General features: G+C 39.9%; 20 protein-coding genes and 1 tRNA gene. 8 read left to right on the top strand and 13 right to left on the bottom strand.

The features are described 5' to 3' along the window. Positions 1-524 precede the first annotated feature (524 nt). From PHH50_02085 to PHH50_02070, 4 genes are read right to left on the bottom strand one after another with little or no spacing between them, the layout of a single operon-like run. Positions 525-683 carry a hypothetical protein gene (locus PHH50_02085; protein ID MDD3729090.1) on the bottom strand — a complete coding sequence of 53 codons (159 nt, stop codon included), beginning with the start codon at positions 681-683 and terminating at the stop codon, positions 525-527. Further along, positions 652-2,157 (bottom strand): radical SAM protein, encoded by a 1,506-nt coding sequence (locus tag PHH50_02080; protein ID MDD3729089.1) that lies wholly within the window; start codon positions 2,155-2,157, stop codon positions 652-654. The genes PHH50_02085 and PHH50_02080 overlap by 32 nt, the downstream gene beginning before the upstream one ends. After that, positions 2,144-3,583: a radical SAM protein gene (locus PHH50_02075; GenBank protein MDD3729088.1), complete on the bottom strand. Its 1,440-nt coding sequence runs from the start codon at positions 3,581-3,583 to the stop codon at positions 2,144-2,146. Before PHH50_02075 ends, PHH50_02080 begins: the two co-directional genes overlap by 14 nt. 24 nt (positions 3,584-3,607) lie before the next feature. Next, positions 3,608-3,919, bottom strand: coding sequence for an RNHCP domain-containing protein (locus tag PHH50_02070; GenBank protein MDD3729087.1), 312 nt, complete (start codon positions 3,917-3,919; stop codon positions 3,608-3,610). Between the two features lie 224 nt (positions 3,920-4,143). On the opposite strand from PHH50_02070, the gene PHH50_02065 reads away from it, so the two are divergent. Together PHH50_02065 and PHH50_02060 are read left to right on the top strand one after the other, a co-directional pair. Further along, on the top strand, positions 4,144-5,469 hold the full coding sequence (locus tag PHH50_02065; GenBank protein ID MDD3729086.1) for a radical SAM protein: 1,326 nt from the start codon (positions 4,144-4,146) through the stop codon (positions 5,467-5,469). A gap of 16 nt (positions 5,470-5,485) precedes the next feature. Continuing rightward, the gene (locus tag PHH50_02060; GenBank protein MDD3729085.1) at positions 5,486-5,644 is read left to right on the top strand and encodes a hypothetical protein; all 159 of its coding nucleotides are present in this window, start codon (positions 5,486-5,488) and stop codon (positions 5,642-5,644) included. A gap of 325 nt (positions 5,645-5,969) precedes the next feature. On the opposite strand, the gene PHH50_02055 is transcribed toward PHH50_02060, so the two are convergent. The 5 genes from PHH50_02055 to PHH50_02035 all read right to left on the bottom strand — a co-directional run bounded on the left by PHH50_02055 (position 5,970) and on the right by PHH50_02035 (position 10,856). Then, positions 5,970-6,401: an NUDIX domain-containing protein gene (locus PHH50_02055; GenBank protein MDD3729084.1), complete on the bottom strand. Its 432-nt coding sequence runs from the start codon at positions 6,399-6,401 to the stop codon at positions 5,970-5,972. Between the two features lie 2 nt (positions 6,402-6,403). Continuing rightward, positions 6,404-8,140 (bottom strand): DNA polymerase/3'-5' exonuclease PolX, encoded by a 1,737-nt coding sequence (gene polX / locus PHH50_02050; GenBank protein MDD3729083.1) that lies wholly within the window; start codon positions 8,138-8,140, stop codon positions 6,404-6,406. 12 nt (positions 8,141-8,152) lie between these two features. After that, the gene (locus PHH50_02045) at positions 8,153-8,785 is read right to left on the bottom strand and encodes an MFS transporter (GenBank protein MDD3729082.1); all 633 of its coding nucleotides are present in this window, start codon (positions 8,783-8,785) and stop codon (positions 8,153-8,155) included. 95 nt (positions 8,786-8,880) lie between these two features. Then, the gene (gene groL, locus PHH50_02040; protein ID MDD3729081.1) at positions 8,881-10,494 is read right to left on the bottom strand and encodes a chaperonin GroEL; all 1,614 of its coding nucleotides are present in this window, start codon (positions 10,492-10,494) and stop codon (positions 8,881-8,883) included. 68 nt (positions 10,495-10,562) lie between these two features. Beyond that, positions 10,563-10,856, bottom strand: coding sequence for a co-chaperone GroES (locus tag PHH50_02035; GenBank protein MDD3729080.1), 294 nt, complete (start codon positions 10,854-10,856; stop codon positions 10,563-10,565). 220 nt (positions 10,857-11,076) lie between these two features. Here PHH50_02035 and PHH50_02030 point away from each other — a divergent pair, with 220 nt between their 5' ends. The 6 genes from PHH50_02030 to trpS all read left to right on the top strand — a co-directional run bounded on the left by PHH50_02030 (position 11,077) and on the right by trpS (position 16,585). Then, positions 11,077-11,439 carry a phage holin family protein gene (locus PHH50_02030; protein ID MDD3729079.1) on the top strand — a complete coding sequence of 121 codons (363 nt, stop codon included), beginning with the start codon at positions 11,077-11,079 and terminating at the stop codon, positions 11,437-11,439. Further along, positions 11,424-11,639, top strand: coding sequence for a preprotein translocase subunit SecG (gene secG / locus PHH50_02025; protein ID MDD3729078.1), 216 nt, complete (start codon positions 11,424-11,426; stop codon positions 11,637-11,639). The genes PHH50_02030 and secG overlap by 16 nt, the downstream gene beginning before the upstream one ends. 88 nt (positions 11,640-11,727) lie before the next feature. Beyond that, the gene (locus tag PHH50_02020; protein MDD3729077.1) at positions 11,728-13,695 is read left to right on the top strand and encodes an ABC transporter substrate-binding protein; all 1,968 of its coding nucleotides are present in this window, start codon (positions 11,728-11,730) and stop codon (positions 13,693-13,695) included. A 23-nt stretch (positions 13,696-13,718) separates the two neighbouring features. Next, a tRNA-Leu gene (locus PHH50_02015) sits at positions 13,719-13,800 on the top strand. Positions 13,801-13,930: 130 nt separating this feature from the next. Next, positions 13,931-15,604 carry a ribonuclease J gene (locus tag PHH50_02010; protein MDD3729076.1) on the top strand — a complete coding sequence of 558 codons (1,674 nt, stop codon included), beginning with the start codon at positions 13,931-13,933 and terminating at the stop codon, positions 15,602-15,604. A gap of 18 nt (positions 15,605-15,622) precedes the next feature. Beyond that, on the top strand, positions 15,623-16,585 hold the full coding sequence (gene trpS, locus PHH50_02005; protein ID MDD3729075.1) for a tryptophan--tRNA ligase: 963 nt from the start codon (positions 15,623-15,625) through the stop codon (positions 16,583-16,585). Positions 16,586-16,681: 96 nt separating this feature from the next. On the opposite strand, the gene PHH50_02000 is transcribed toward trpS, so the two are convergent. The 4 genes from PHH50_02000 to PHH50_01985 all read right to left on the bottom strand — a co-directional run bounded on the left by PHH50_02000 (position 16,682) and on the right by PHH50_01985 (position 21,204). After that, the gene (locus PHH50_02000; GenBank protein MDD3729074.1) at positions 16,682-17,404 is read right to left on the bottom strand and encodes a HemK family protein methyltransferase; all 723 of its coding nucleotides are present in this window, start codon (positions 17,402-17,404) and stop codon (positions 16,682-16,684) included. Then, the gene (locus PHH50_01995) at positions 17,386-20,076 is read right to left on the bottom strand and encodes an HAD-IC family P-type ATPase (protein MDD3729073.1); all 2,691 of its coding nucleotides are present in this window, start codon (positions 20,074-20,076) and stop codon (positions 17,386-17,388) included. The genes PHH50_02000 and PHH50_01995 overlap by 19 nt, the downstream gene beginning before the upstream one ends. 27 nt (positions 20,077-20,103) lie before the next feature. Then, entirely contained in the window at positions 20,104-20,793 is a 690-nt protein-coding gene (locus PHH50_01990) for a DUF389 domain-containing protein (GenBank protein MDD3729072.1), read from the bottom strand. Between the two features lie 117 nt (positions 20,794-20,910). Then, positions 20,911-21,204 carry an RNA-binding protein gene (locus PHH50_01985; protein ID MDD3729071.1) on the bottom strand — a complete coding sequence of 98 codons (294 nt, stop codon included), beginning with the start codon at positions 21,202-21,204 and terminating at the stop codon, positions 20,911-20,913. Positions 21,205-21,435 lie beyond the last annotated feature (231 nt).

Genomic DNA, 21,435 nt, shown 5'->3' with positions numbered 1-21,435 from the left:
ATAAATCCAAGTCAAGTAAAAATTCTTTTTGTAGGCAAAGCAAATGCGAGACAGAATTCCAAAATCGCACAAGAACGAACCTCGTTTTGGCCAACCGCGAGGCGCGGCTTGCCGCGCCGAGCGGCAAGGATTCTCCGCACAAAAACCAATGGGCGGCACTGCGTGCCGCCCACGATTTGGCTCTCAAAAAGCCGTCTTGTTTTGTAGTGGTGTATCTATACAACCAAGCTCGAACTTATTTTACCAAAAATCTCTGAAAAAATCCAACGAGAGAAAGTGGCCGCCCGCTTTGCGGGCGGCCATGACCCGTCCTGTGGCGGCACACGCCTGCGGCGAGCAAAGCAGAAATTTTTCCAATTTTATTTTTTGTGCCCCCAATTTTTAATTTTTCCATAACGTAGGAAAAATTTCTGCTTTGCTTTTCTCCTAACGGAGAATTGCGCCGCCCTCGCTCAAGATTTTTAGCAAAAAGAAAAAGGGCGACACTCGTTGAGCATCGCCCCTGTCAGCCGTCCTCGTGAAGTTCACTCGGACTGCTGGGTTGTGTGGGGAGCCTGCACTTCGGACTTGTCGGAGCTTTTCGGCTCCGGCTTGTCCTGCGGCTGGCTCTCCTCCTGTGCCTTGGTCTTGACCTGGATTTCGGTGATCTTGTCACCGTCCAGGATGGCCTTGCACTTGGACATAGCGCACCTCCTGTAAAGAACTGTAGTTGTTCTCGCCGTCGGGGAAAGAAGAAACCGCATCTACCGCGCGGTAGGTTTCGACGATTTCTTCCAGCAATTCTGGCGAGAGGTTGCTGATGATGTTTCGGACACGGTTTTCGAAAGCTGGAAGCGTACCGCGCTCTTCCATCCTCCGAATATGGAGACAGTCTCGATGAAGCGCCCACACGATCGTACCGTCTTCTTTCGTCTCAAGACCCAACGGGTAGAGACGGCAGACGAGCGGCCGGTCTTCGTAGATGCTACACCTTCGACTGTCGCTACACAACTGACTGCACGGCGGATACCGAACCGAAAGATTCGGTTTGCCGTTGACCGTTGCGGGAAACGAATGAATGAATGTGGGGCCGTTGTTGACTTGCACCAACGGCACTCCTCGCTCATACAGCCGCTCCGCTTCCTTCTTGAGCAACCAGATATAACCCATGCAATCGGGGTCTTGGCAGTCGCGGCAGTCTTGCTCGATTCCTTGGTAGAGTTCATCGAGAGCGTCATAGAGTTGCGACAGAGTTTCGATACCCTGCTTGCGCGGGGCAAACGGGCACTCCGGCGCAACATTTCCGACAAAGACCACATGCTCGCTCGCACGCACACCATAGCAACACTTGTTTCCGTGGCCGGAGTAAGCAGAAGTGTTACGCTCCAACCACTCCTTGAGCGGAAACGAACGGATATTGCCGATGGCGAGGTCCAGGCGACGCTGGAAAACTTCACTACAGACGTAAAGCTTTCCCTCGGCTGTCATGTAGAGCGTTTCGGCATCCACCCAACAGAGATCGTCCGTTTCGGAAAGTTTCTCTCCGAAAACGTCTTGAGTCGCTTGCGCAACCAACTCCGGCAAACGCCGCTTCTGATCATCGGAGAGAGCAAGCTCGTCCGAGAAGCCGATGGCGCGACCGGCGATGGCCACTTCGTTGAAGTGAATACCGTTACAGCTATACTCCTTGGTGAGCCGGGCAAAAGTGTCCAGCTGTCCTATGTTCGCCACCGTGACTGTGACATAGAGTGTGACTGCAATGTCGTTCTCCTGACATCGCTTGAGAGCCTCGATGGCTTGCTTGAAGTTTCCTTTGCCGCGAATCGCGTCATTGGTTGCTTCATTCGCCCCATCGAGACTGATCCCGAGCTTGACTTCCAGTCGCTTGAGCAGTCCGAGGATTTCGCCTCTAAGATAGGTAGCGTTGGTGATAACGGATGCTCGCATCCCCAACGCCACCGTCCGCTCAAGCAAATCCGTGAAATCCCTGCGACTGAACGGTTCGCCGCCCGTGAAGAAAACCTTGGAAGCTCCGGCGCCTTTGAACGAATCTAAAGCCGCCATTGCTTCTTCGGTCGTGAGTTCGCCCGGTCGCGGAGGACCGGACATCGGCAGGCAGTGCTTACATCGGAGCTTACACCTGTTGGTGACCTCCCAGTGAATCTCACGGAGCGGCATGGTGCACCTCCCCGATGAGATCGAGCGCGTCCACCTGAAGCATCTTGCTCACGAAAAGCCGGATTTCTGGCTTCTCGACCCGCTCGATGAATCTGGCGACGAGATCGCGCTCGCTGATGATGGCTCCGCTCTTGATGGCTTGCGCCATCTCAAGCGCCATCGCATCGAGCTTCACTGTCTGGTAGCGGGTTACCAGGAATTTCTCCGGGTACCGCGTAGTGAGCTTCATGTACCGGTTCGGTCGGAAGATCCGATAGTTTTCCGGATACATATCGGCCGGCCGGCAGTGCTCTACTTTCGCCACAAGTTCGGCGACGGGCTTGGAAAGCCCGCGAGCCGCGTAGTCGATGCAGAATTTGTTGGAACAGTTCGCATCAACCTTGCAGCCGCCCGTGCAGTCGAGCAGAAGTTCGCACGACTTGCACGGCTCGCCGACCCACGACAGATCGCGGAAGATGTCGAGCGCGGGCTTGCTCCAGATCACTTCAATCGGCTCGTCCGACAGGTTGCCGAAAACGAGTTGCGACTGATTGCACATCCGGAATTCGCCCTTGGGATTGATCGCGCAGAAATACGTGCCAACCCCGCAGTTCGAGGTGATGCCCTCAGTGATCATCCGTTCGTCCAAGCAGTACGGAATGGCAGTGCCGAATCCGACCCGCCCTCCGAAGACCGTGAAGTCGCGCTTGGCCTGGATGATCTGCCCCACGGCGATGTGGAACTGCTCGCGCGTCGGCTTGAGACGATAGCCGCGGGAGTTAACCGCGCCGATACCGCCGTCTTCGTAACGATCGACATAGATGGATTCCATGCCGAGGTTCGCTGCGATGCCGATGATATCGTACATCTGATTGTAGTTGTAGCCGGTGAGAACCGGAATACACCGCACGTCGTGGCCTTCACTCACATAGTGTCTGATAGTTTCCAAGGTTTTCTTAAAGCTTCCCTTGGACTGATTCAGAAACTCGTGAGTCTCGGTATTCGCGCCGTGGATCGGAACTCCGAAGCAGGCGAGTTTACTCGAGACGCCCTTGAGCCGCCGGAGACCGTTCGTGACGATGGTCACCGACGAATGCTCGGAAAGCAACTCGATGTACTCGTTGAGTTTCTCCACGGGTAGCAGGCTCGGCTCACCGCCGATCAGGTACACGTGGGGAATCTGACTCTCCGCGACCGAACGGACAAGCCGGTCAATTGCGGAGAGGTCGCCGAGCTTCGCTCGCTCGGGGTTGTAGCAGAAGATGCACTTCTCGTTGCACGCGTACGTCATCTCGATGTGACAGAGATGAGGAATCGTATCGTGCTCGACGTACTTGCCGTCTTCGCGCTGTCCAGCCGACTGGTAATCGCATCGCACCGTTGCGACCGGCGACCAGTCGGGCTGAACCAGCGGCAACGGCGTGCCGGAACTGGACTTCGCGTTCATTACATTCACTCCTTTCTGGTATTTCTACCGTTTGGTTGGACGGCTTGAGAGTTGGAGAATTGCGTCAAAGTTGTCGTCCTTCGCCGCCTTATTCCGCTTCTCGAAACCGCACGAGTTACAGCGATGGAGAATGATGTATTCTCCGCCCTTGAGCTCCACGCTCACGGGTTCCATGAGCCCTTGACATGTCGCCTGGCGGTCGCCGGGATTCACGTCAACGTGCTTGCTCCACAAACACTGCGGACAGTGGTTCGTGTAGCCGCTTCCGCGTACAAAGAATCCGCACCGTTCGCAGGTGAAGTCTTCTTTGGTACGCTGGAATTTTCGAGTCGTCATCATAGTTTTTACCTCCTTTTTTGGTTGTCAAAGATCAGCGTACCTATAAATAAACCCTTATATCATAGTTAGAAAATAAAAGCAAGGTTATGTAAATACGCCGACTTGAGCCGAAACCAAGGAGTATTATTATGTTCACACTATTGTATTATGCAGTATTTTATGCTATAAATCAATCAGTCCATCGGTTCTTTCAAAACTCAATGCCAGAAAGGAGGTAAAAAGTGAAGGCGACATTTGTCTTCCCGCCCATTCCGTACAAATTTGCCAAAACGCCCTACCCTCCTCTTGGGATAGGATATTTGGCGGCTGTCTTGCGGGCGCAGGACGTGCAAATTGACCTTATTGACGGCCAAATGATCGAGGAAGATCATTTTTGGCAAAGGGTCAATGACTTGACCACCGACGTCGTGCTGATCTCGGCTACGATCCGGCAAATCAAGGCTGCTGAATTGGTTGCGAAGATTGTGAAGAAGTACAATCCTACAACCACAGTAATCCTGGGCGGTCCCGGCCCTAGTGCTCTTGCTATACAACAACAAGATTTCAGCAAGGGCACTGAAATCGATATCGTCGTCAAAGGAGAAGCGGAGGATCTACTACCTCTCATCCTCCGTCGTCTGGAGAACTGCGAATCGCTCAGTGATGTTCCTAACCTCATAATCAATAGAGATGGGAACGTCATTAGTACAAGAGTGGATCCGACGCTTCCTGACGTTAGAACGATTCCCTGGCCGGATCGCACAATCTTTGACGAAAAGGCCTACCTCGCGCGATGGCTTAATTCGGCAAAGATAACCTCGGTTCACATCATGGGATCGCGGGGTTGTCCGTTCAGTTGCTCGTTTTGCGATCGGACCGTAACCGGCAGACGAGTGAGGTACCGCGACGCGGAGGATGTTGCCGCAGAGATGCTTTTTCTAGAAAAGCGCTACGCCCCGGATGACATCTTTTACTTCGATGATCTTTTTACGGTCAACAAAAAGCGTGTCATCGCTTTGTGCCAGACGCTCCAGGAAAGATCTCTACGGACCCCGTGGAGCACCCAGGGTCGGGTTGATACCGTTGATGAGGAAATGCTGGAAGCGATGAAGGCGGCCGGTTGCGTCGAGCTTCTGTTCGGCGTGGAATCCGGAAGCGAGAGAATCCTCCAGTTCCTTGTCAAAGGGTTCACGCGTGAAAAGATTGTCCACGCTTTTGATCTCTGTCATCGGGTGGGGATTAAGCCGGGGGCATACCTCATCATAGGCGTGCCGGGTGAAACCAAGCAAGACATCCTGGACACCGTCTCTTTGGTGGAACGGATAGAACCATCGCTTCTCAACTTCTCTTTTCTTACGCCGTTCCCGAACACTGCGTTGTACACCGCAACGCAACACTGGATCGGCGATTGGGATTACGAGCAGTGGGATGACTTCGATGCAACGGTGTACACCTGTAAGTTCGAAGTCGATCCTAGAGAGGCAAGAGACATGATCTTGAATGCCTACCAGAAGAAGATTTCGTCAGGCATGCCGTACAGCGAGTACCAATTCGCGAACGAATCCTAGAGAAAGGAGGTGCGCTATGTCCAAGTGCAAGGCCATCCTGGACGGTGACAAGATCACCGAAATCCAGGTCAAGACCAAGGCACAGGAGGAGAGCCAGCCGCAGGACAAGCCGGAGCCGAAAAGCTCCGACAAGTCCGAAGTGCAGGCTCCCCACACAACCCAGCAGTCCGAGTGAACTTCACGAGGACGGCTGACAGGGGCGATGCTCAACGAGTGTCGCCCTTTTTCTTTTTGCTAAAAATCTTGAGCGAGGGCGGCGCAATTCTCCGTTAGGAGAAAAGCAAAGCAGAAATTTTTCCTACGTTATGGAAAAATTAAAAATTGGGGGCACAAAAAATAAAATTGGAAAAATTTCTGCTTTGCTCGCCGCAGGCGTGTGCCGCCACAGGACGGGTCATGGCCGCCCGCAAAGCGGGCGGCCACTTTCTCTCGTTGGATTTTTTCAGAGATTTTTGGTAAAATAAGTTCGAGCTTGGTTGTATAGATACACAATAATATACCTATCTGCTTTTATTTTGCAGAGATTTTAAAAAATCATCTGCTTTTTTTAATATCTTTTTTAAATCTTTTATTCTTAAAAAGCTTGTAGCATCTTCATAAGAAAGCCATTTATATCCGATATGTTCTTTTGAAATCGTTACCTTTTCCTCTTTGGTCTGCGCAAGAAAAAAAATAACGGTCTTAAAAATTAATTTCCCTTTTTGCCTGAAAATATAATTATTTTTTTCTTTAAATCCTTTTATTATTTTAACGTCTTTAATGCCAGTTTCTTCCAAAATCTCTCTTTTTGCAGCTCTTATTGCTCCTTCATCTTTTTCAAGTCCTCCTTTAGGAAAATTGAAATAATTTTTTGAATGCTGCAAAAGAAGATAATATATTTTTCCTTTTTCTACTCTGAAAAGGACTGCTCCAAATGATAATTCCTTTAGCATATTTAATTTTGATTGTTTCGCTTGAGCAATTTTAAAAATTTATTAAGAGAAAAAGAATTGATTATGTCTTTTTCTTCCGCCCATCCTCTTCTTGCCTGAAAAACTCCAAATTCCATAAACCTGGTCTGGGATTTCTCATGGGCGTCGCTTCCTATTATCATTTTTACTCCGATTGATTTCGCTCTTCTTATATAAATATCTTTTAAATCCAATCTGTAAGGAGACCCGTTTATTTCTAAGGTTGTTCCCGTTTCCTTTGCAACTTTTAAGATTTTTTCAAAATCAATCCGATATTCTTCTCTTAGATTTATTAATCTTCCAGTCGGATGGGAAATAATGTCAATGTTTGGATTTTTCATTGCCGTAATAATTCTTTTTGTCATTTCATCTCTGCTCATTTTTAAGTTAGAATGGACTCCGGCAATAACATAATCAAGTTTTCTTAATTCTTTCTCTTGAATGTCTACGCTGCCATCATTTAAAATATTGCATTCGCATCCCTGCAAGAGAGTAATTCTTCCCTTTAATTGAACATTAATCTTATCAATTTCTTTCCTTTGCTCTATTAACTGTTTTTCATCAAGCCCGCGTTCAATTTTCAAAAATTTTGTATGGTCAGAAATGCCAATATATTCATATCCTCTTTCAATGGCCGTCTTTGCTATTTCTTCTATTTTGTTCTGTCCTCCGTTCCACAAAGAATGGCAATGAAGATCTCCTTTAATATCTTTTAATTCTAAGAGATTGGGAATTTTTTTCTCTTCAATCTCTCCTTTGTCCTCCCGAAGTTCAGGCGGCAAGTAGGAAAGGCCCAAGATTGAATAAATCTCTTTTTCCGTTTTTCCTCCCAATCGTTTTTTTCCTTTGTAAATTCCATATTCGTTAAGTTTAAGGCCTTTTGAGATAGCTATTTTCCTTATTTTAATATTATGCTCTTTTGAGCCGGTAAAATACAAAAGAGCAGAACCATAGTTTTCTTTTGAAACGACGCGAAGATCAACATCAATCCCTTCCTTAAGCTGTATTGAAGATTTGGTTTTTCCTTTTCCCCAAATTTTTGTAATTCCTGGCAAAGAAACAAAAAAATCCATAACCTTTTTTGGGCTTTTTGACGCGATTATAATATCAATGTCTCCAATTGATTCTTTTCTTCTTCTTAATGAACCCGCCTCGCTTATTTCTTCAACCTCTTTCAAAGAAAGAAGCTCTTTCTTTATTCTTTCTGCAATAAGAAAGGCCTCGGCAATGGAAATTTTATCTTTTCTTGTTTTGAAAAAAGCTATTCCTTCCAGTATGTTTTTTTCCGTTTTTTCTCCAAAGCCAAAAAGAGGGGCTATAAGGCCTTTTTTTGCCGCCTTTTCCAAACTGCCCATATCCTTTATCTTTAGTTTTTTATAAAGAATCTGTGCTCTTTTTAATCCTATCCCTTCTATCTTTGCGATTTCAAAAACTCCAGGAGGAATTTTTTTCCCTATTTTTTCATAATCGCTCACCTTTCCTGTTTCAATATATTCCTCTATTTTTAGAGCAATATTTTCTCCTACTCCCGGAATCTCCATAAGGCCCTTTAGCCCTTCTTCTTTATAAATCCGGCTTACTTCTTTTTCCAAAGAAGAAATACTAATCGCCACTCTTTGATAAGCATGGGGCTTGAATTCAACTTTCTGAGACCTTAAATAATCTGCAATTTTATTGAAAATTTCAGCAAGTTCTTTATTTATACCGCCCTTAATTTTCATAAATTTAAAAAATTAAGAATCTTTGTTTTCAAAGTCCTTAGAAGAAAAAAATGAAGAATTTTGAAATTCATCCGATAATATCCTTTTCCTTACATAAAGAAGAGTTAAAACTCCGGAAAAACCAAGGAGGGAAACAACGATAAAAAGGACTCTAAATCCCAAAAGAACTGCAATTATTCCTCCAAAAGCAGCTGAAAATCCAAGCATCACTCCAAGAGCGGTACTATGAACGCTCCAGGAAAAAGCATACCAGTCCTTGTTTATATGCCTTGTAAAAATCCCGTACCAACTGGGAACAACACAGGCCATAGCCACTCCTCTTATCGCTTCAAGAAAAAAAACATGGAATAAGTTAGTTGCAAAAAAATATCCCAAAGGAACAAAGCTTGCAAGAGTCATTCCAAGTATCAGAGAAAAAAAGTCGTCTTCTTCTCCTTTTTTAATATCTAAAAAATTGGCTAAAAACGGCTGGATTATTGATTTGACCAGCCAATATGTGGCAACGATAAAACCGACCATTTCAAGACTTCCATTTTTGATCTGGTCTGTTACAAAAATAGCAAAGATAGGAGAAAATAATCCCCATCCAGAATGGAGAAGCAAATCGGCAAAAATTAAAGTAGCAATTGTTTTGTTAATGCGCATATTTTTAAAAAGGATAATTCTATTAAAGCAGAAATTAGACAAAAAGGAAAGCGCTTTTATGGGCGCTTTCCTCTTTTCTCTCTTTTATATTGATTTTAGTAATCCTGGGGCATTTGAGGAATATTTTTTTCTTTCTCTTCAATTATGTCAGCAACAACGCATTCGGTGGTAAAAAACATTCCAGCTGCAGAAACTGCGTTTTCCAAAGCAGAACGGACTACTTTTTTAGGGTCAACAATCCCCATTTTGAAAAGGTCTTCGTAATTCATAGTATCCGCATTGAAGCCAAATCCTTCTTTTCCTTCTTTTGTTTTTTGAGCGACAACAGCTCCGTCAAGTCCGGCATTTTCAGCAATCTGCCTTATCGGCTCTTCCATGGCTCTTTTTAAAATTTTAATCCCCGTTTTTCTATCGCCCTCAAAAATTGATTCGTCAATCATACTGCTTGCCCTTAAGAGAGCCACTCCTCCCCCGGGAACGATTCCTTCTTCAACAGCTGCTTTTGTTGCGGCAAGAGCATCTTCAACTTTATGCTGCTTGGCTTTTTGTTCCATTTCAGTCGCAGCTCCTATTTTAAGAACCGCTACTCCTCCGGAAAGCTTGGCTAGTCGCTCTTGAAGCTTCTCTTTATCAAAATCAGAATCAACGGTTTCTATTTCTTTTTTAATTTGGGAAATTCTCTTGTCAATTTCTTCCTTATTTCCCTTCCCTTCAACAATAGTGGTTGTTTCTTTTTTTGAAACGACTCTTCTTGCTTTTCCGAGCATTTGAAGTTCAGTGCTTTCAAGTTTTAGTCCGACTTCCTCTGATATTACCTGTCCTCCGACAACACATGCGATATCTTGAAGCATTTCTTTCTTTCTATCTCCGAATCCAGGAGCTTTTACCGCAAGGACATTGAATGTTCCTCTTAATTTATTAACAACAAATGTTGCAAGGGCTTCTCCTTCTATTTCATCGGCAATAATTACAAGCTCTTTTTTCCCGCTTTGGGCTATTTTTTCCAAAAGAGGAAGAATTTCGCTTAAAGAAGACACTTTTCCATCCGTAATTAAAATATATGGTTCTTCATATGCAGCTTCCATTCTGTCGGGGTCTGTTATCATATAGGGAGAAATATACCCTCTGTCAAATTGAAGGCCTTTTACTATTTCTTTTTGAAGTCCGAATGTCTTTGATTCTTCAACCGTAATAACTCCGTCTCTTCCTACTTCATCCATAACCTCGGCAATAAGATCTCCCATTTCCTTACTTTCCGCAGATATCGTGGCAACTTGGGCCATTTCCTCTCTGGTTGTAATCTTCTTTGCCATTTTCTGCAGTTCTTCCAATATCTTTTCTTTCCCCTCTATAATTCCTGCCTTCAGAGCAAGAGGATTAGCTCCTGCTGTAACGTTTTTCAATCCTTCGTTAATTATCGCCTGAGCCAAAACAACAGCAGTTGTCGTTCCGTCTCCGGCAACATCATTTGTTTTTTCGGCAACTTCTTTTACAATCTCAGCTCCCAAATTTTCAATTCTATCTTTAAGCTCGATTTCTTTAGCAATAGAAACTCCGTCATTTGTAATTGTCGGAGAACCGTATCCTTTATCCAAAACAACATTTCTTCCTTTGGGCCCGATTGTAATCTTCACGGCATTTGTCAATTTATCCGCGCCGATTTTTAGTTTTTTTCTTGCTTCTTCTTTGTATTCAATTTGTTTTGCCATAATATTTCTGCCTCAAGTTAGCAAAGACGGGCTTTCAATCTTCCCTCAAATGCTAACTTAATGGCTCTTTATTTTTCCACAATTGCCAATATATCTTCTTCTTTAGCAATTAAATATTCTTTTTCTTCAATCTTAATCTCGCTCGGTCCGTATTTTGTAAAGAGAACTTCGTCGCCAATCTTTATTTCAAGAGGAACTACTTTTCCAGAAGATGTTTTCTTGCCGGGACCAACGGCAATTACTCTTCCCGCTTCAGGTCTTTCTTTTTCCGCCGTTTCAGGAAGAAAAATTCCGCTCTTTGTTTTTGCCTCCTTTTTAGCCGGCTCTATCAATATATGATCTGATAATGGTTTAACTTTCATAATTTTATTAACCAAGCGCTACAAATAATTATCGCAAGCGCTTAGTTTTTACCTTTTTAAATAGATGACCTTTATTTTTTATATTAGACCTTTAAATAGTGATATAATTCTAGGAGAATTTCGATATTTGTCAATACCCGACTTTAAGTTAAAAAAGATGAAAATAGAAGTTTGCACTTGACTAAAAAACCCTTTTTTGCTATTATCCAAAATACTTTTTATGATCAATCGGCTCTTTTTCTATCTTCTTTCCGGAATTATTGGAATATTTATTGCGACAAAATACATTCCCGGGATATCATTTTCCGGGACATATAAGGAAATTTTGCTATCAGGCGCCATTCTCGGACTTGTTAATTTCTTTATAAAGCCGATTTTAAAGATTGTTTTCTTGCCTTTTAGAATAATAACTTTCGGACTTTTCACTTTAATTATAAACGTAGGGCTTGTCTTTTTTGTAATGGGAATTCTTTTCAAAGAAACCTTTGAGATTGAAAAAATAACAGGCCTTATATTAACAACTTTTTTAATTTGGCTTTTAAGCTTCATACTCTGTTTTAAAAAATCATGGAAAAAATCATAACGACTGCTCAAATTGTCGTTTCAATCTTTCTTATTCTTTTTATTCTCCTCCAGCAAAGAGGAACGGCCCTTGGAGCAGGATTTGGAGGAAGCGGAGATTTTTATTCTGCTAAAAGAGGTTTTCAAAAAAAGCTTTCCTTATTAACGGTTATTTTTGCTTCTCTCTTTGTCCTTCTTGCCCTTTTAGGCCTGATTCTTTAATTATAATAGATATCTAAAATTCACTTTTTGTTCTTTAGCTGTAAGATTTTTATATTAAACCAAAAGTAAAAACTCTATTTTTATATATATGATTTTGAAAAAGTGGCCAAGCAGAAAACAATGGGGCCTTTTATTTGAAGTTTTGGACTTGAAAGAAAAAACACTCTTTTTATTTTTCTCTTTTATTTTTGTTCTTTCTTTTCTTTTTATTTCCCTTAATTTCTATTTTAGCAATACGAAAATCGTTCCTGCAAAAGGGGGAGTTCATATTGAAGGAATAGTCGGACAGCCAAGATTTGTAAATCCTATATATCTTGAATCAGATACGGATAAAGACCTTGTCGAGGTTATTTTTTCAGGACTGATGAAATATGACGAAAATCTTGGAATAATTCCCGATCTTGCTGAAAGTTACCAAGTAGAGGAAGACGGAAGAACATACAGAGTTTTCTTAAGAGATGGAATAGTTTGGCAAGACGGAGAGCCAATAACAAGCGAAGACGTTCTTTTTACAATAAAAACAATCCAAAACCCCGACTTTAAAAGCCATTTTCGCCCGAATTGGCTGGGAGTAGACATAGAAAAAATAAGCGAAAAGGAAATCAAGTTTAAATTAAAAAGACCTTACGCTTCTTTTTTGGAAAACCTTACAATAAAAATAATGCCAAAGCATATTTGGCAGGATGTTCCATCCCAAAAATTCTTCACGGATATCCACCAATCAGAACCAATCGGTTCAGGCCCTTATAAGATAAAAGAGAGAAAAGTAATCCAGAATATAACAGAATACATTGTTCTTTCAAAAAATCCCAATTATCACGGCAAAGAGCCGTTCATTGAGGAATTAAAATTTGTTTTTTTTGAAAACGAAGAAAAAGCCCTATCTGCAATAGATAAAAAAGAAATTAACGGACTTTATCTTTCAAGTATGATAAAAACAAATCTTAATGTTTACCGCCTCTACTTTCCAAGATATTTTGCCATTTTCTTTAACCTTGAAAAATCGGAACTGCTAAAAGATGCTGATATTAGAAAAGCCCTTAATTACGGAACAGATAAAAATGCTCTTGTTAAAAATATTCTCAAAGAGAAAGAAGACACTTTGGCAGAAAGACAAATTGCGACATCTCCTGTTTTGCCTTCGCTCTACAAAGTAAAAGAGCCGGTAAATAATTACCTTTTTAACAAAGAAAAAGCCGGCGAAATTTTTGACAAAGCGGGATTTAAATTAAACCAAGAGGGCTTTAGGGAAAAAATTATTGAAAAAGAAAACTCTTTTCAATTCAAAACGGAACTAAAACTCGGCTCCAGAGGAAAAGAAGTGGAAGAGCTCCAAAGATGCCTTTCAAGGTTTGAAGATATATATAAAGACGGAGAAATAAGCGGTTATTTCGGGGAAAATACGAAAGAAGCCGTAAACGCTTTTCAGGAAAAATACAGAGAAGATATCTTAGATCCTTCTGGCCTTTCGGAAGGGACAGGAACAGTTGGCAATGCCACTTCTAAAAAATTAAACGAAATTTGCTTTAAAAACTCCAAAGATACAATTCCTCTTTCTTTCACTTTAAAAACGATAGAGCACCCCGTTCTTATAAAAATCGGAGAAATTTTAAAGACACAGTGGGAAGAAATAGGAATAAAATTAAACATAGAAGCTGTTCCAAGAGAAGAAAGAGAACAAGAGCTTATAAGGCCCCGAAATTATGAAATGCTTCTTTTAGGGACAGTTTTAGGAGGTATTCCCGACTTTTTTCCTTTCTGGCATTCAAGCCAAAAGGAAGACCCGGGATACAATTTTTCTCTTTATGAAAATAAAGATGCAGATAAGATACTAGAAGAAATAAGAGAAACATTAGATGAAGAAAAAAGAAAGGAAAAAATGGCCCTTCTTCAGGAAATTATAATCAAAGATGCTCCATCTATATTCCTCTATTCTCCTGAATTTATCTATATTGCAAAAGCAAAGGGAATAAAAACGGAAAAAATAGCTGATCCTTCAAAAAGATTTGCCGATATCGAGAATTGGTTTTTAAGGACAAAAAGAATTTGGAATTAAAAAATCTTCAAGTATTACCATTTGCCGAGGTGGTGAAATTGGCAAACACGTACGGTTCAGAGCCGTATGCCTTATGGCTTGCGGGTTCAAGTCCCGCCCTCGGCACAAACTAAAAGAATACGAAACTCGTAATCTTTAAAATATAAAAAATAAAATAATTTTTTAAATTGATATAGGAATCGCCCCTCTAGGGCATTTAAAGTTTCAATTTATAAATTTCAGTAAAAATAAACTTATGAAAAAAACAAAAGACGTAAAAGTAATAGCCCTTGGTGGCTTGGGAGAAGTGGGGAGAAATATGACTCTTATTGAATATGAGCAAAAAATTCTCATAATTGACTTTGGGCTTCGCTTTCCGGAAGAAACAATGCCTGGAATCGACTTTATAATCCCAAACACCGCCTATTTGAAAGGAAGGGAAAAAGACATTGTCGGAGCTGTTATAACCCACGGACACCTTGACCATATAGGAGCAATTCCTTATCTTTCAAAAAAACTGCACAATCCAACCATTTATGCCCCTCGGCTTTCAAGAGGGCTGATAATGAAAAGACAGGAAGAATTTCCAGATAAAAACTTGAATTTAAAATCAATAAAAGACGGAGACCATCTTTCTCTTCCTCCTTTTAAAATAGAGCCCTTTAGGCAAAATCACAGCATTCCTGAAAACTTAGGAATGATTATTGATACCCCTGCAGGGAGAATAGTCCACACTTCCGACTTCAAATTTGACAGTAATCCGGTAAACGACATTCCTACTGATTTCAAGAAATTGAAAAAAATAGGAGAAAGCGGCGTCCTTCTTTTGATGTCCGACTCAACGGGTGCCGAAGACACAGGACATTCAATCTCTGAAAAAGAAATTGAAAAGAACCTTGAAGAAATTTTCAAGAAATCAAGGAAAGGAAGAATAATAGCGGGAACTTTTGCTTCTCTCTTAAATAGAATCCAGCAGATAATAACTTTGTCTGAAAAATACGGAAGAAAGGTTTGTGTTGAAGGATATTCAATGAAAAATTATGTGGAAATAGCCAAAAGTACCGGCTATATGAAAATAAAAGAAGGAACCCTTATTTCAGCAAAAGAATTGGAAAAATATCCGGATAGCCAGGTAACAATAGTTTGCACCGGGGCCCAAGGAGAAGGTCAGGCGATTTTAATGCGGATAGCAAACAAAGAACACAGAATTATCCGCCTTAAAAAAGGAGATAACATTATCTTTTCTTCTTCTGTAATTCCCGGAAACGAAAGAAGCGTTCAGGCATTAAAAGATGAATTTTACAGGCAAGGAATTAAGGTCTTCCATTACAAGATGATGGATATACATGCGGGAGGACACGGAAAAGAAGAAGAATTGAGAGAAATGATTCGCCTAATGAAACCGAAATTCCTTATGCCCGTCCACGGACAATTTTCAATGCTTGTAAGCCACAGCGAAATTGCAAAAAGCGAAGGAATCCTCGAAAGCAATATAATAGTTGCTGAAAACGGACAGGTAATTTCTTTAAGCGATGAAAAGTTTTCGATTGCCAAAAAACCCGTTCCTTCAAACTATGTAATAGTAGACGGACTCGGAGTAGGAGATGTAGGAGAAGTTGTTCTCCGCGATAGGCAGGTTCTTTCAAAAGACGGAATGTTTGTCATTATAGCTGTTATTGACAGACAGGCCGGAAAAGTAAAGGGTTCTCCGGATATTATATCCCGCGGATTCATATATTTAAGAGAATCAAAAGATCTTTTGTCTCAAACAAGGCAAAAGGTTATCGAGATAATAAACAAATCAACTGGCGGCGGAGAAGTTGTAAATCTTAGCTACGTTAAAGATGAAATAAGGAACAAGGTCGGAAATTTCCTTTATTCTAAAACAAAAAGAAGACCAATGGTTCTTCCTGTTGTTATCGAAGTGTAATTTTGCTACAATATTTGTATTATGCGAATATTTAGCGGCATACAACCAACAGGAGAGCTTCACATAGGCAATTATCTTGGAGCAATAAAGCAATGGATAAAGCTTCAAGAAAAAAACGAATGTCTTTTTTGTATTGTGGACCTTCATGCTTTAACTTCTCCTTTTGACCCTAAAAAGATGGAAGATCTTGTCATGGAAAAAGCAATGATTTACCTTGCTGCGGGAGTTAACCCTAAAAAATCAATAATCTTCATACAGTCAAGAGTAAGCCAGCACTCTGAGCTTGCTTGGCTTTTGAACACGGTAACTCCTATAGGAGATCTTCAAAGGATGACTCAATATAAAGAGAAGTCGGAAAAATTTAAAAAAAACATTAATGCGGGACTTTTAAACTATCCTATTCTTATGGCAAGTGATATTCTTCTTTATCAGACAGAAATAGTCCCTGTCGGGGTAGACCAGAGACAGCATGTTGAACTGACAAGAACAATTGGAAAAAGGTTTAATAGCAGATTTGGAGAAACTTTTAAGATTCCCGAAGTTTATCTTCCGAAAGCAGGAGCAAAAATAATGTCTCTTTCAATTCCGACAAAAAAAATGTCAAAAAGCGATCCCCCTGAAACTAGAATAGGAATATTCGATTCAATAAAAGAAATAGAAGAAAAAATAATGAGGGCGACAACCGACAGCGAAAGAGAAGTAAAATATAATCCTGTTGAAAAACCGGGCATTTCTAATCTTCTTGAAATATACTCTCTCTTTAGCAACATTCCAATTGAAAAATTGAATTTTAATAGCTATAAGGACTTAAAAACAAATCTTTCAAAACTTCTTGCTCTTTCTCTTTCTCCTTTCAGAGAAAAAAAGAAAAAGCTTAAAATAAAAGAAATCAGAGAAATTCTTTCCAGAGGAGAAAAAAAAGCAAGAGTAATTGCCGAAAAAACAATAATGAAAGCAAAAAGAAATATGGGATTGATATAGTTTTCTATCAATTGAAAAACAATCAAAAAAAACACAATAACTGTGTTTTTTTTGTTTCTGTAAAAATAATAAAATTTGAATATTATTTTAAAACATTCATTTTTTAGATATTATCAAAAACCTCCACTTTCCATATTGGTCTCTATAAAAATCTGCTTCTTTCTCTATTTTTTCTATTTCTTTTTTTTGGGAAGAATCAAACTCCAAATAAGCCCTTCCTCCTTTTTTAAGATGCTTTCTAACTTCTTTTAAAAATATCCTTATATAGAAAAGACCGTCTTCTTTTCCAAAAAGAGCTTTCTTTTTCTCAAACAAAATAACTGATTTTTGGACTTTGTTTTTTCTTTTTTCCGGTATGTATGGAGGATTGGCAAATATATAATCGTATTTCTTTTTAATCTTGCTAAAAATATCTGAATAAAAGACATTATATCTTTCCCTTTTTATTTTATTAATATTAAGATTAAGTTTGATCTGCTTTAAAAGATTTTTGTCAATTTCGCCAAAATCAACTTTTGCATTCTTGTTATTTTTAAGAACGGCTACTCCAACACATCCAGAGCCCGAAAAAAGATCAAGACAAAGGACTTTTTTTCTTCCAATTTCTTTTACTGCCCTTTCTGCCCAGAATTCCGTTTCCGGACGAGGAATAAGGGGTTTATAGGAAAGGTCTATTTTTGCCTTTAAAAAATAAACAAAACCAATTATATAATCAATCGGCTCTCCGTTTTTAAGGCGGCAAATATCCTTTTCAAAATCTTTGGTAATTCCCTTTTTATACTTTTCTTCAATAAGCCAGTTTATTTCTTTTCTGTCCATTTTTTTCTCATTTCTTTATATAATTCCCCGAACCAGAGAACAAAAGAAGATATAATCAAAACCGCGATGAATTCCAAAAAACTCAAAGAATAAAATGAAAATATATTTTGAAAAAAGGGAATATACATTACCGCTATTTGCAAAATAAAAGAGAAGATAATACCAATGGCAAAATAAATATTACTGAAAAGCCCTATCTCAAAAATAGATTTTCTTAAAGAGCGCATATTAACAGCATTAAAAAGCTGGGTAAAGGCCATTACAAGAAACACTCCTGTTCTTGCTTTATCCAGCCCTTCAGGAAGAAAAAACTTAAAAATAAGAAGAACGGACAAAAACATCGTTAAGACCATAACTATTAAAAAAGGAATAATTTCTTTTGATAAGATATCCTCCTTTTCTTTTCTAGGAGGTTCTTCTAAAACTTCTCCATGCCCCGGCTCTGCCGCCAAAGAAGCAGCCGGGATACTGTCTGTTATAAGATTAAGCCACAGAATCTGAGTAGGAAGCAAAGGAAGAGGAAGCCCCAAAAGAAGAGTTCCTATAATACTTGCATCTTCTGCAAAATTGGTAGTGATTAAAAAGGCACTGCTTTGCCTTGTATTTGTAAAAACGACTCTTCCTTCCTCTACAGCACTTACGATTGAAGCAAAGTTATCATCAGCAAGAACAATTTCGGCCGACTCTCTTGCAACGTCAGTTCCGATTATTCCCATCGCAATACCAATATCGGCTTTTTTAATAGCCAAAGCATCATTTACTCCGTCACCCGTCATTGCTATAACATTGCCTTGTTTTTGCAATGTTTCCGCTATTTTTAATTTTATTGAAGGAGTAAGCCTGGCAAAAACAGACACTTCTTTTACCGCTCTTTCAAATTGACTATCTGTCATTTTGAGAAGGTCCTGTTCTACATAAGCTTTTTCTTCGTTTCTTTCAACAAGTCCTATTTCTCTTGCTATAGCAAGAGCAGTTTCCCTGTGGTCTCCTGTAATCATTAAAACTCTTATTCCCGCTTTTTTTGCTTTTTCTATCGCTTCTTTTACTCCTTTGCGAGGAGGATCAATCATTCCAACAACCCCTACGAAAATAAGATCATCTGCCATTTCCTCAGATAATGAGTTTATTTCTGTTCCTGCTATTTTATAAGCAAGAGCAATAACTCTCATCGATTTTTTTGTCAGGTCTTCTGTTCTTTTAATTATTTCATTCTTTTTTTTATCACTGAATTTTTTAATTTTACTTTGTTCAAGACAATAAGAAGAGCGAGACAGTATTGCCTCGGGCGCTCCAATAACATAAATTTCCTTTCTTTCTTTTTCATCTTTTAAAATGGAAAGAGAAGCTCTGAATTTTAATTGGGAATTAAAAGGAATATCGTCTATTCTCTTTTCTCTTTCCTGAATAACTTCTTTTTTTAATCCCGCCTTTTCCCCTAAAACAACAAGAGAGGCCTCTGTTGGATCTCCTAAAATTTTATAACCTTCTTCCTCTTTTATTAAACGGGCATTATTGCAAACAGAAGCTATTCGGAGAAGTTTTGCAAGATTCGGCTTTTCAAGAGGAAATATGATATTATTGCCTTGTCTGAATTCTCCTTTTGGAATCCATCCATCGCCCGAGACAGAAATATTATCCTCTTTGTCCATTATAATCTGCTCTATATTCATTGTATTTTGAGTAAGAGTCCCTGTCTTATCTGTCGCAATAACATTTACCACTCCAAGAGTTTCTGTCGCCGAAAGCCGCCTTATTATTGCATTTTTTCTCGCCATTCTACTGACTCCAACCGCTAAAACAATAACTAATATCGCCGGTAATCCTTCCGGTATCCCTGAAACAAGTGAAGCAATCGTAAAAAGAAATATTTCTTCAAATTCAATATCTCTTAAAAAAAACCCAATTAAAAAGGTGAAGAGTGCTAAACTTGCGGCAATAAGGCCCATTTGCTTTGCCAGCTTATCCGTCTTCTTTTCAAAATGCCCCTTTGCCCTTTTAATTTCTTTCATGCTTTTTGCTATTTCTCCTATAACAGTATGAATTCCGGTTGAAACAACAATGGCTTTTGCCCATCCTCCCGCAGCAAAAGTTCCCATAAAAATCATGTTTTTTCTGTCAGAAATCCCAGTTGAAAAAGACAAAGGTTCAATATCTTTGCTCACGGGAAACGACTCTCCTGTAAGGGAGGCCTCTTGCGTTCTAAAGTTTTTAACTTCTAAAAGCCTACCATCAGCCGGAATTTTATCACCCTCTTCTATAAAAATAATATCTCCGGGAACAAGGTCTCTTGCATCTATTTGAAGAAGCTCTCCATTTCTAAAAACCTTTGCATGAGGAACAATCATTGTCTTTAAGGCCGCTATCGCTTTTTCCGCTTTGTATTCTTGGATAAAACCCATCACGGCATTTATAAGAATAACGGCAAAAATGACATAAACATCAATTAAATGATTGAAAATAAAAGCTATAAAGGCAGCTACAAAAAGAATGTAAATAAGGATGCTGTGAAATTGTTTGAAAAATATAAAGACAGGTCCCTTTTCTTCTCCGGAAGGGATTTCATTAAACCCGTATTTTTCAATTCTTTCTCTAACTTGGCTGTCAGTAAGACCCGATATATTTGAGGATAAACTTTCTATTACTTCTTCGCTTTTTTTTGAATAAAAATTCATTATCTGTTTATTTTCTTTAAATTTTTCTTAATCTTCTTTCTTTTCGTATTCTTCAAGTTTTTCTTCAACTGTTTCTTCTATGGAGCCCAAATCAGAAGCAAAGCCAAAAAGAGAAAACATCACAATGCTTCCAAGTAAAAGGCCAAAGCTATTTATTGTAAAAAAAAGAAAAGAATTACTTATCACTTCTTTATTTAAAAGACCCATTCCAAGGCCAAAAGAAGCAAGAGGAGGAAGAATTGTCACTGCTACTAAAACTCCCGAAGCGATATTTTGAAGATCGCTTCTTACCCAGATATATGTTCCGACAAGACCGGCCGCAAAAGAAATAAAAAGGAACTCAACAAAACTTTCTTTTATTAGTAGTTGAGGGTCAATCTCTTTGAATCTTAGGAAAAAACTGGCAACAAAAGCGGTAAAAATTGAAACAGCAAGAGCTTTTAGCGTTGTAATTGCCCTTTTCAAAGAAAGGTTGCTATTCGAAATAACTATACCAAGCCCTATGACCAGAAAAGAAGAAAGAAGCGGCGCAATAAGCATCGCTCCTATTATTATTGCAGGACTATCAACTGCAATACCCGAAGCGGCGAGAAAACTGGCGGCAACAAGAAGGAAATAAAATTCCTTACTTGGAGTGCTTTCTTTTATAAGTTTGTCGCAAGCCCTTTTCTTCTCAAAGAGAGAAGAAGTTATTATTGGAGATTTGTTGTTTTTCATATTTTTTGGTTAATAATAGCTTATTCTAATCAATTACCGATTTTTTTTCAATACAAAAACCCCCCATCGCTTTATACGTAAAGATATCACGCACAAAATGATGGGGGGTTTTATTGTTTAGTCGCGTCTGTCGAATCCTCTTCCTCCTCCCGGTCTTCGTTCCTGCATCGGTCTTGCTTCGTTTACAGTAAGAGTTCTTCCGTCGAGCTCTTTTCCGTTAAACATTTCGATCGCTTTTTGAGCGTCTTCGTCATTTTCCATTTCAACGAAACCAAATCCTCTTGAACGTCCGGAAAGCTTGTCCATAACTATTGAGGCCGACTCTACCGCTCCTGCTTGAGAAAAGCTTTCTTTCAAGCCGTCTTCGGTAGTATTGTAGGACAAACCACCAACATATAATCTTTTAGCCATAATGAATTTTCTTATTACAAGTAGGTCGACCCTTCTTAGGCACTGAATACTTAAGAAACCTACGCTTTTTTGATACTAAAGGAAAATGTTAATAATGTCAAGTAAGAATTTTTCTCAATCTAAAAATATTAAACATTTTAAAAAAGAGTCATATTCTTTTTTTCTTTTTCTAAAAAACGAAGAATAAGACTGTTAAATCCGTATTTTTTTAAAAAGGCAACAACTTTTTTT

This window comes from Candidatus Paceibacterota bacterium (genome assembly GCA_028697015.1).
GTDB lineage: Bacteria > Patescibacteriota > Minisyncoccia > Minisyncoccales > GWA2-38-27 > JAQVFW01.
This window is presented reverse-complemented; position numbering and strand designations above follow the sequence as displayed.

Bases quoted from the DNA above. Each gene is read 5' to 3' on its own strand.
- PHH50_02085 (MDD3729090.1), bottom strand. From the start codon at position 683: ATGTCCAAGTGCAAGGCCATCCTGGACGGTGACAAGATCACCGAAATC.
- PHH50_02080 (MDD3729089.1), bottom strand. From the start codon at position 2,157: ATGCCGCTCCGTGAGATTCACTGGGAGGTCACCAACAGGTGTAAGCTC.
- PHH50_02075 (MDD3729088.1), bottom strand. From the start codon at position 3,583: ATGAACGCGAAGTCCAGTTCCGGCACGCCGTTGCCGCTGGTTCAGCCC.
- PHH50_02070 (MDD3729087.1), bottom strand. From the start codon at position 3,919: ATGACGACTCGAAAATTCCAGCGTACCAAAGAAGACTTCACCTGCGAA.
- PHH50_02060 (MDD3729085.1), top strand. From the start codon at position 5,486: ATGTCCAAGTGCAAGGCCATCCTGGACGGTGACAAGATCACCGAAATC.
- PHH50_02055 (MDD3729084.1), bottom strand. From the start codon at position 6,401: ATGCTAAAGGAATTATCATTTGGAGCAGTCCTTTTCAGAGTAGAAAAA.
- polX (MDD3729083.1), bottom strand. From the start codon at position 8,140: ATGAAAATTAAGGGCGGTATAAATAAAGAACTTGCTGAAATTTTCAAT.
- PHH50_02045 (MDD3729082.1), bottom strand. From the start codon at position 8,785: ATGCGCATTAACAAAACAATTGCTACTTTAATTTTTGCCGATTTGCTT.
- groL (MDD3729081.1), bottom strand. From the start codon at position 10,494: ATGGCAAAACAAATTGAATACAAAGAAGAAGCAAGAAAAAAACTAAAA.
- PHH50_02035 (MDD3729080.1), bottom strand. From the start codon at position 10,856: ATGAAAGTTAAACCATTATCAGATCATATATTGATAGAGCCGGCTAAA.
- PHH50_02030 (MDD3729079.1), top strand. From the start codon at position 11,077: ATGATCAATCGGCTCTTTTTCTATCTTCTTTCCGGAATTATTGGAATA.
- secG (MDD3729078.1), top strand. From the start codon at position 11,424: ATGGAAAAAATCATAACGACTGCTCAAATTGTCGTTTCAATCTTTCTT.
- PHH50_02020 (MDD3729077.1), top strand. From the start codon at position 11,728: ATGATTTTGAAAAAGTGGCCAAGCAGAAAACAATGGGGCCTTTTATTT.
- PHH50_02010 (MDD3729076.1), top strand. From the start codon at position 13,931: ATGAAAAAAACAAAAGACGTAAAAGTAATAGCCCTTGGTGGCTTGGGA.
- PHH50_02000 (MDD3729074.1), bottom strand. From the start codon at position 17,404: ATGGACAGAAAAGAAATAAACTGGCTTATTGAAGAAAAGTATAAAAAG.
- PHH50_01995 (MDD3729073.1), bottom strand. From the start codon at position 20,076: ATGAATTTTTATTCAAAAAAAAGCGAAGAAGTAATAGAAAGTTTATCC.
- PHH50_01990 (MDD3729072.1), bottom strand. From the start codon at position 20,793: ATGAAAAACAACAAATCTCCAATAATAACTTCTTCTCTCTTTGAGAAG.
- PHH50_01985 (MDD3729071.1), bottom strand. From the start codon at position 21,204: ATGGCTAAAAGATTATATGTTGGTGGTTTGTCCTACAATACTACCGAA.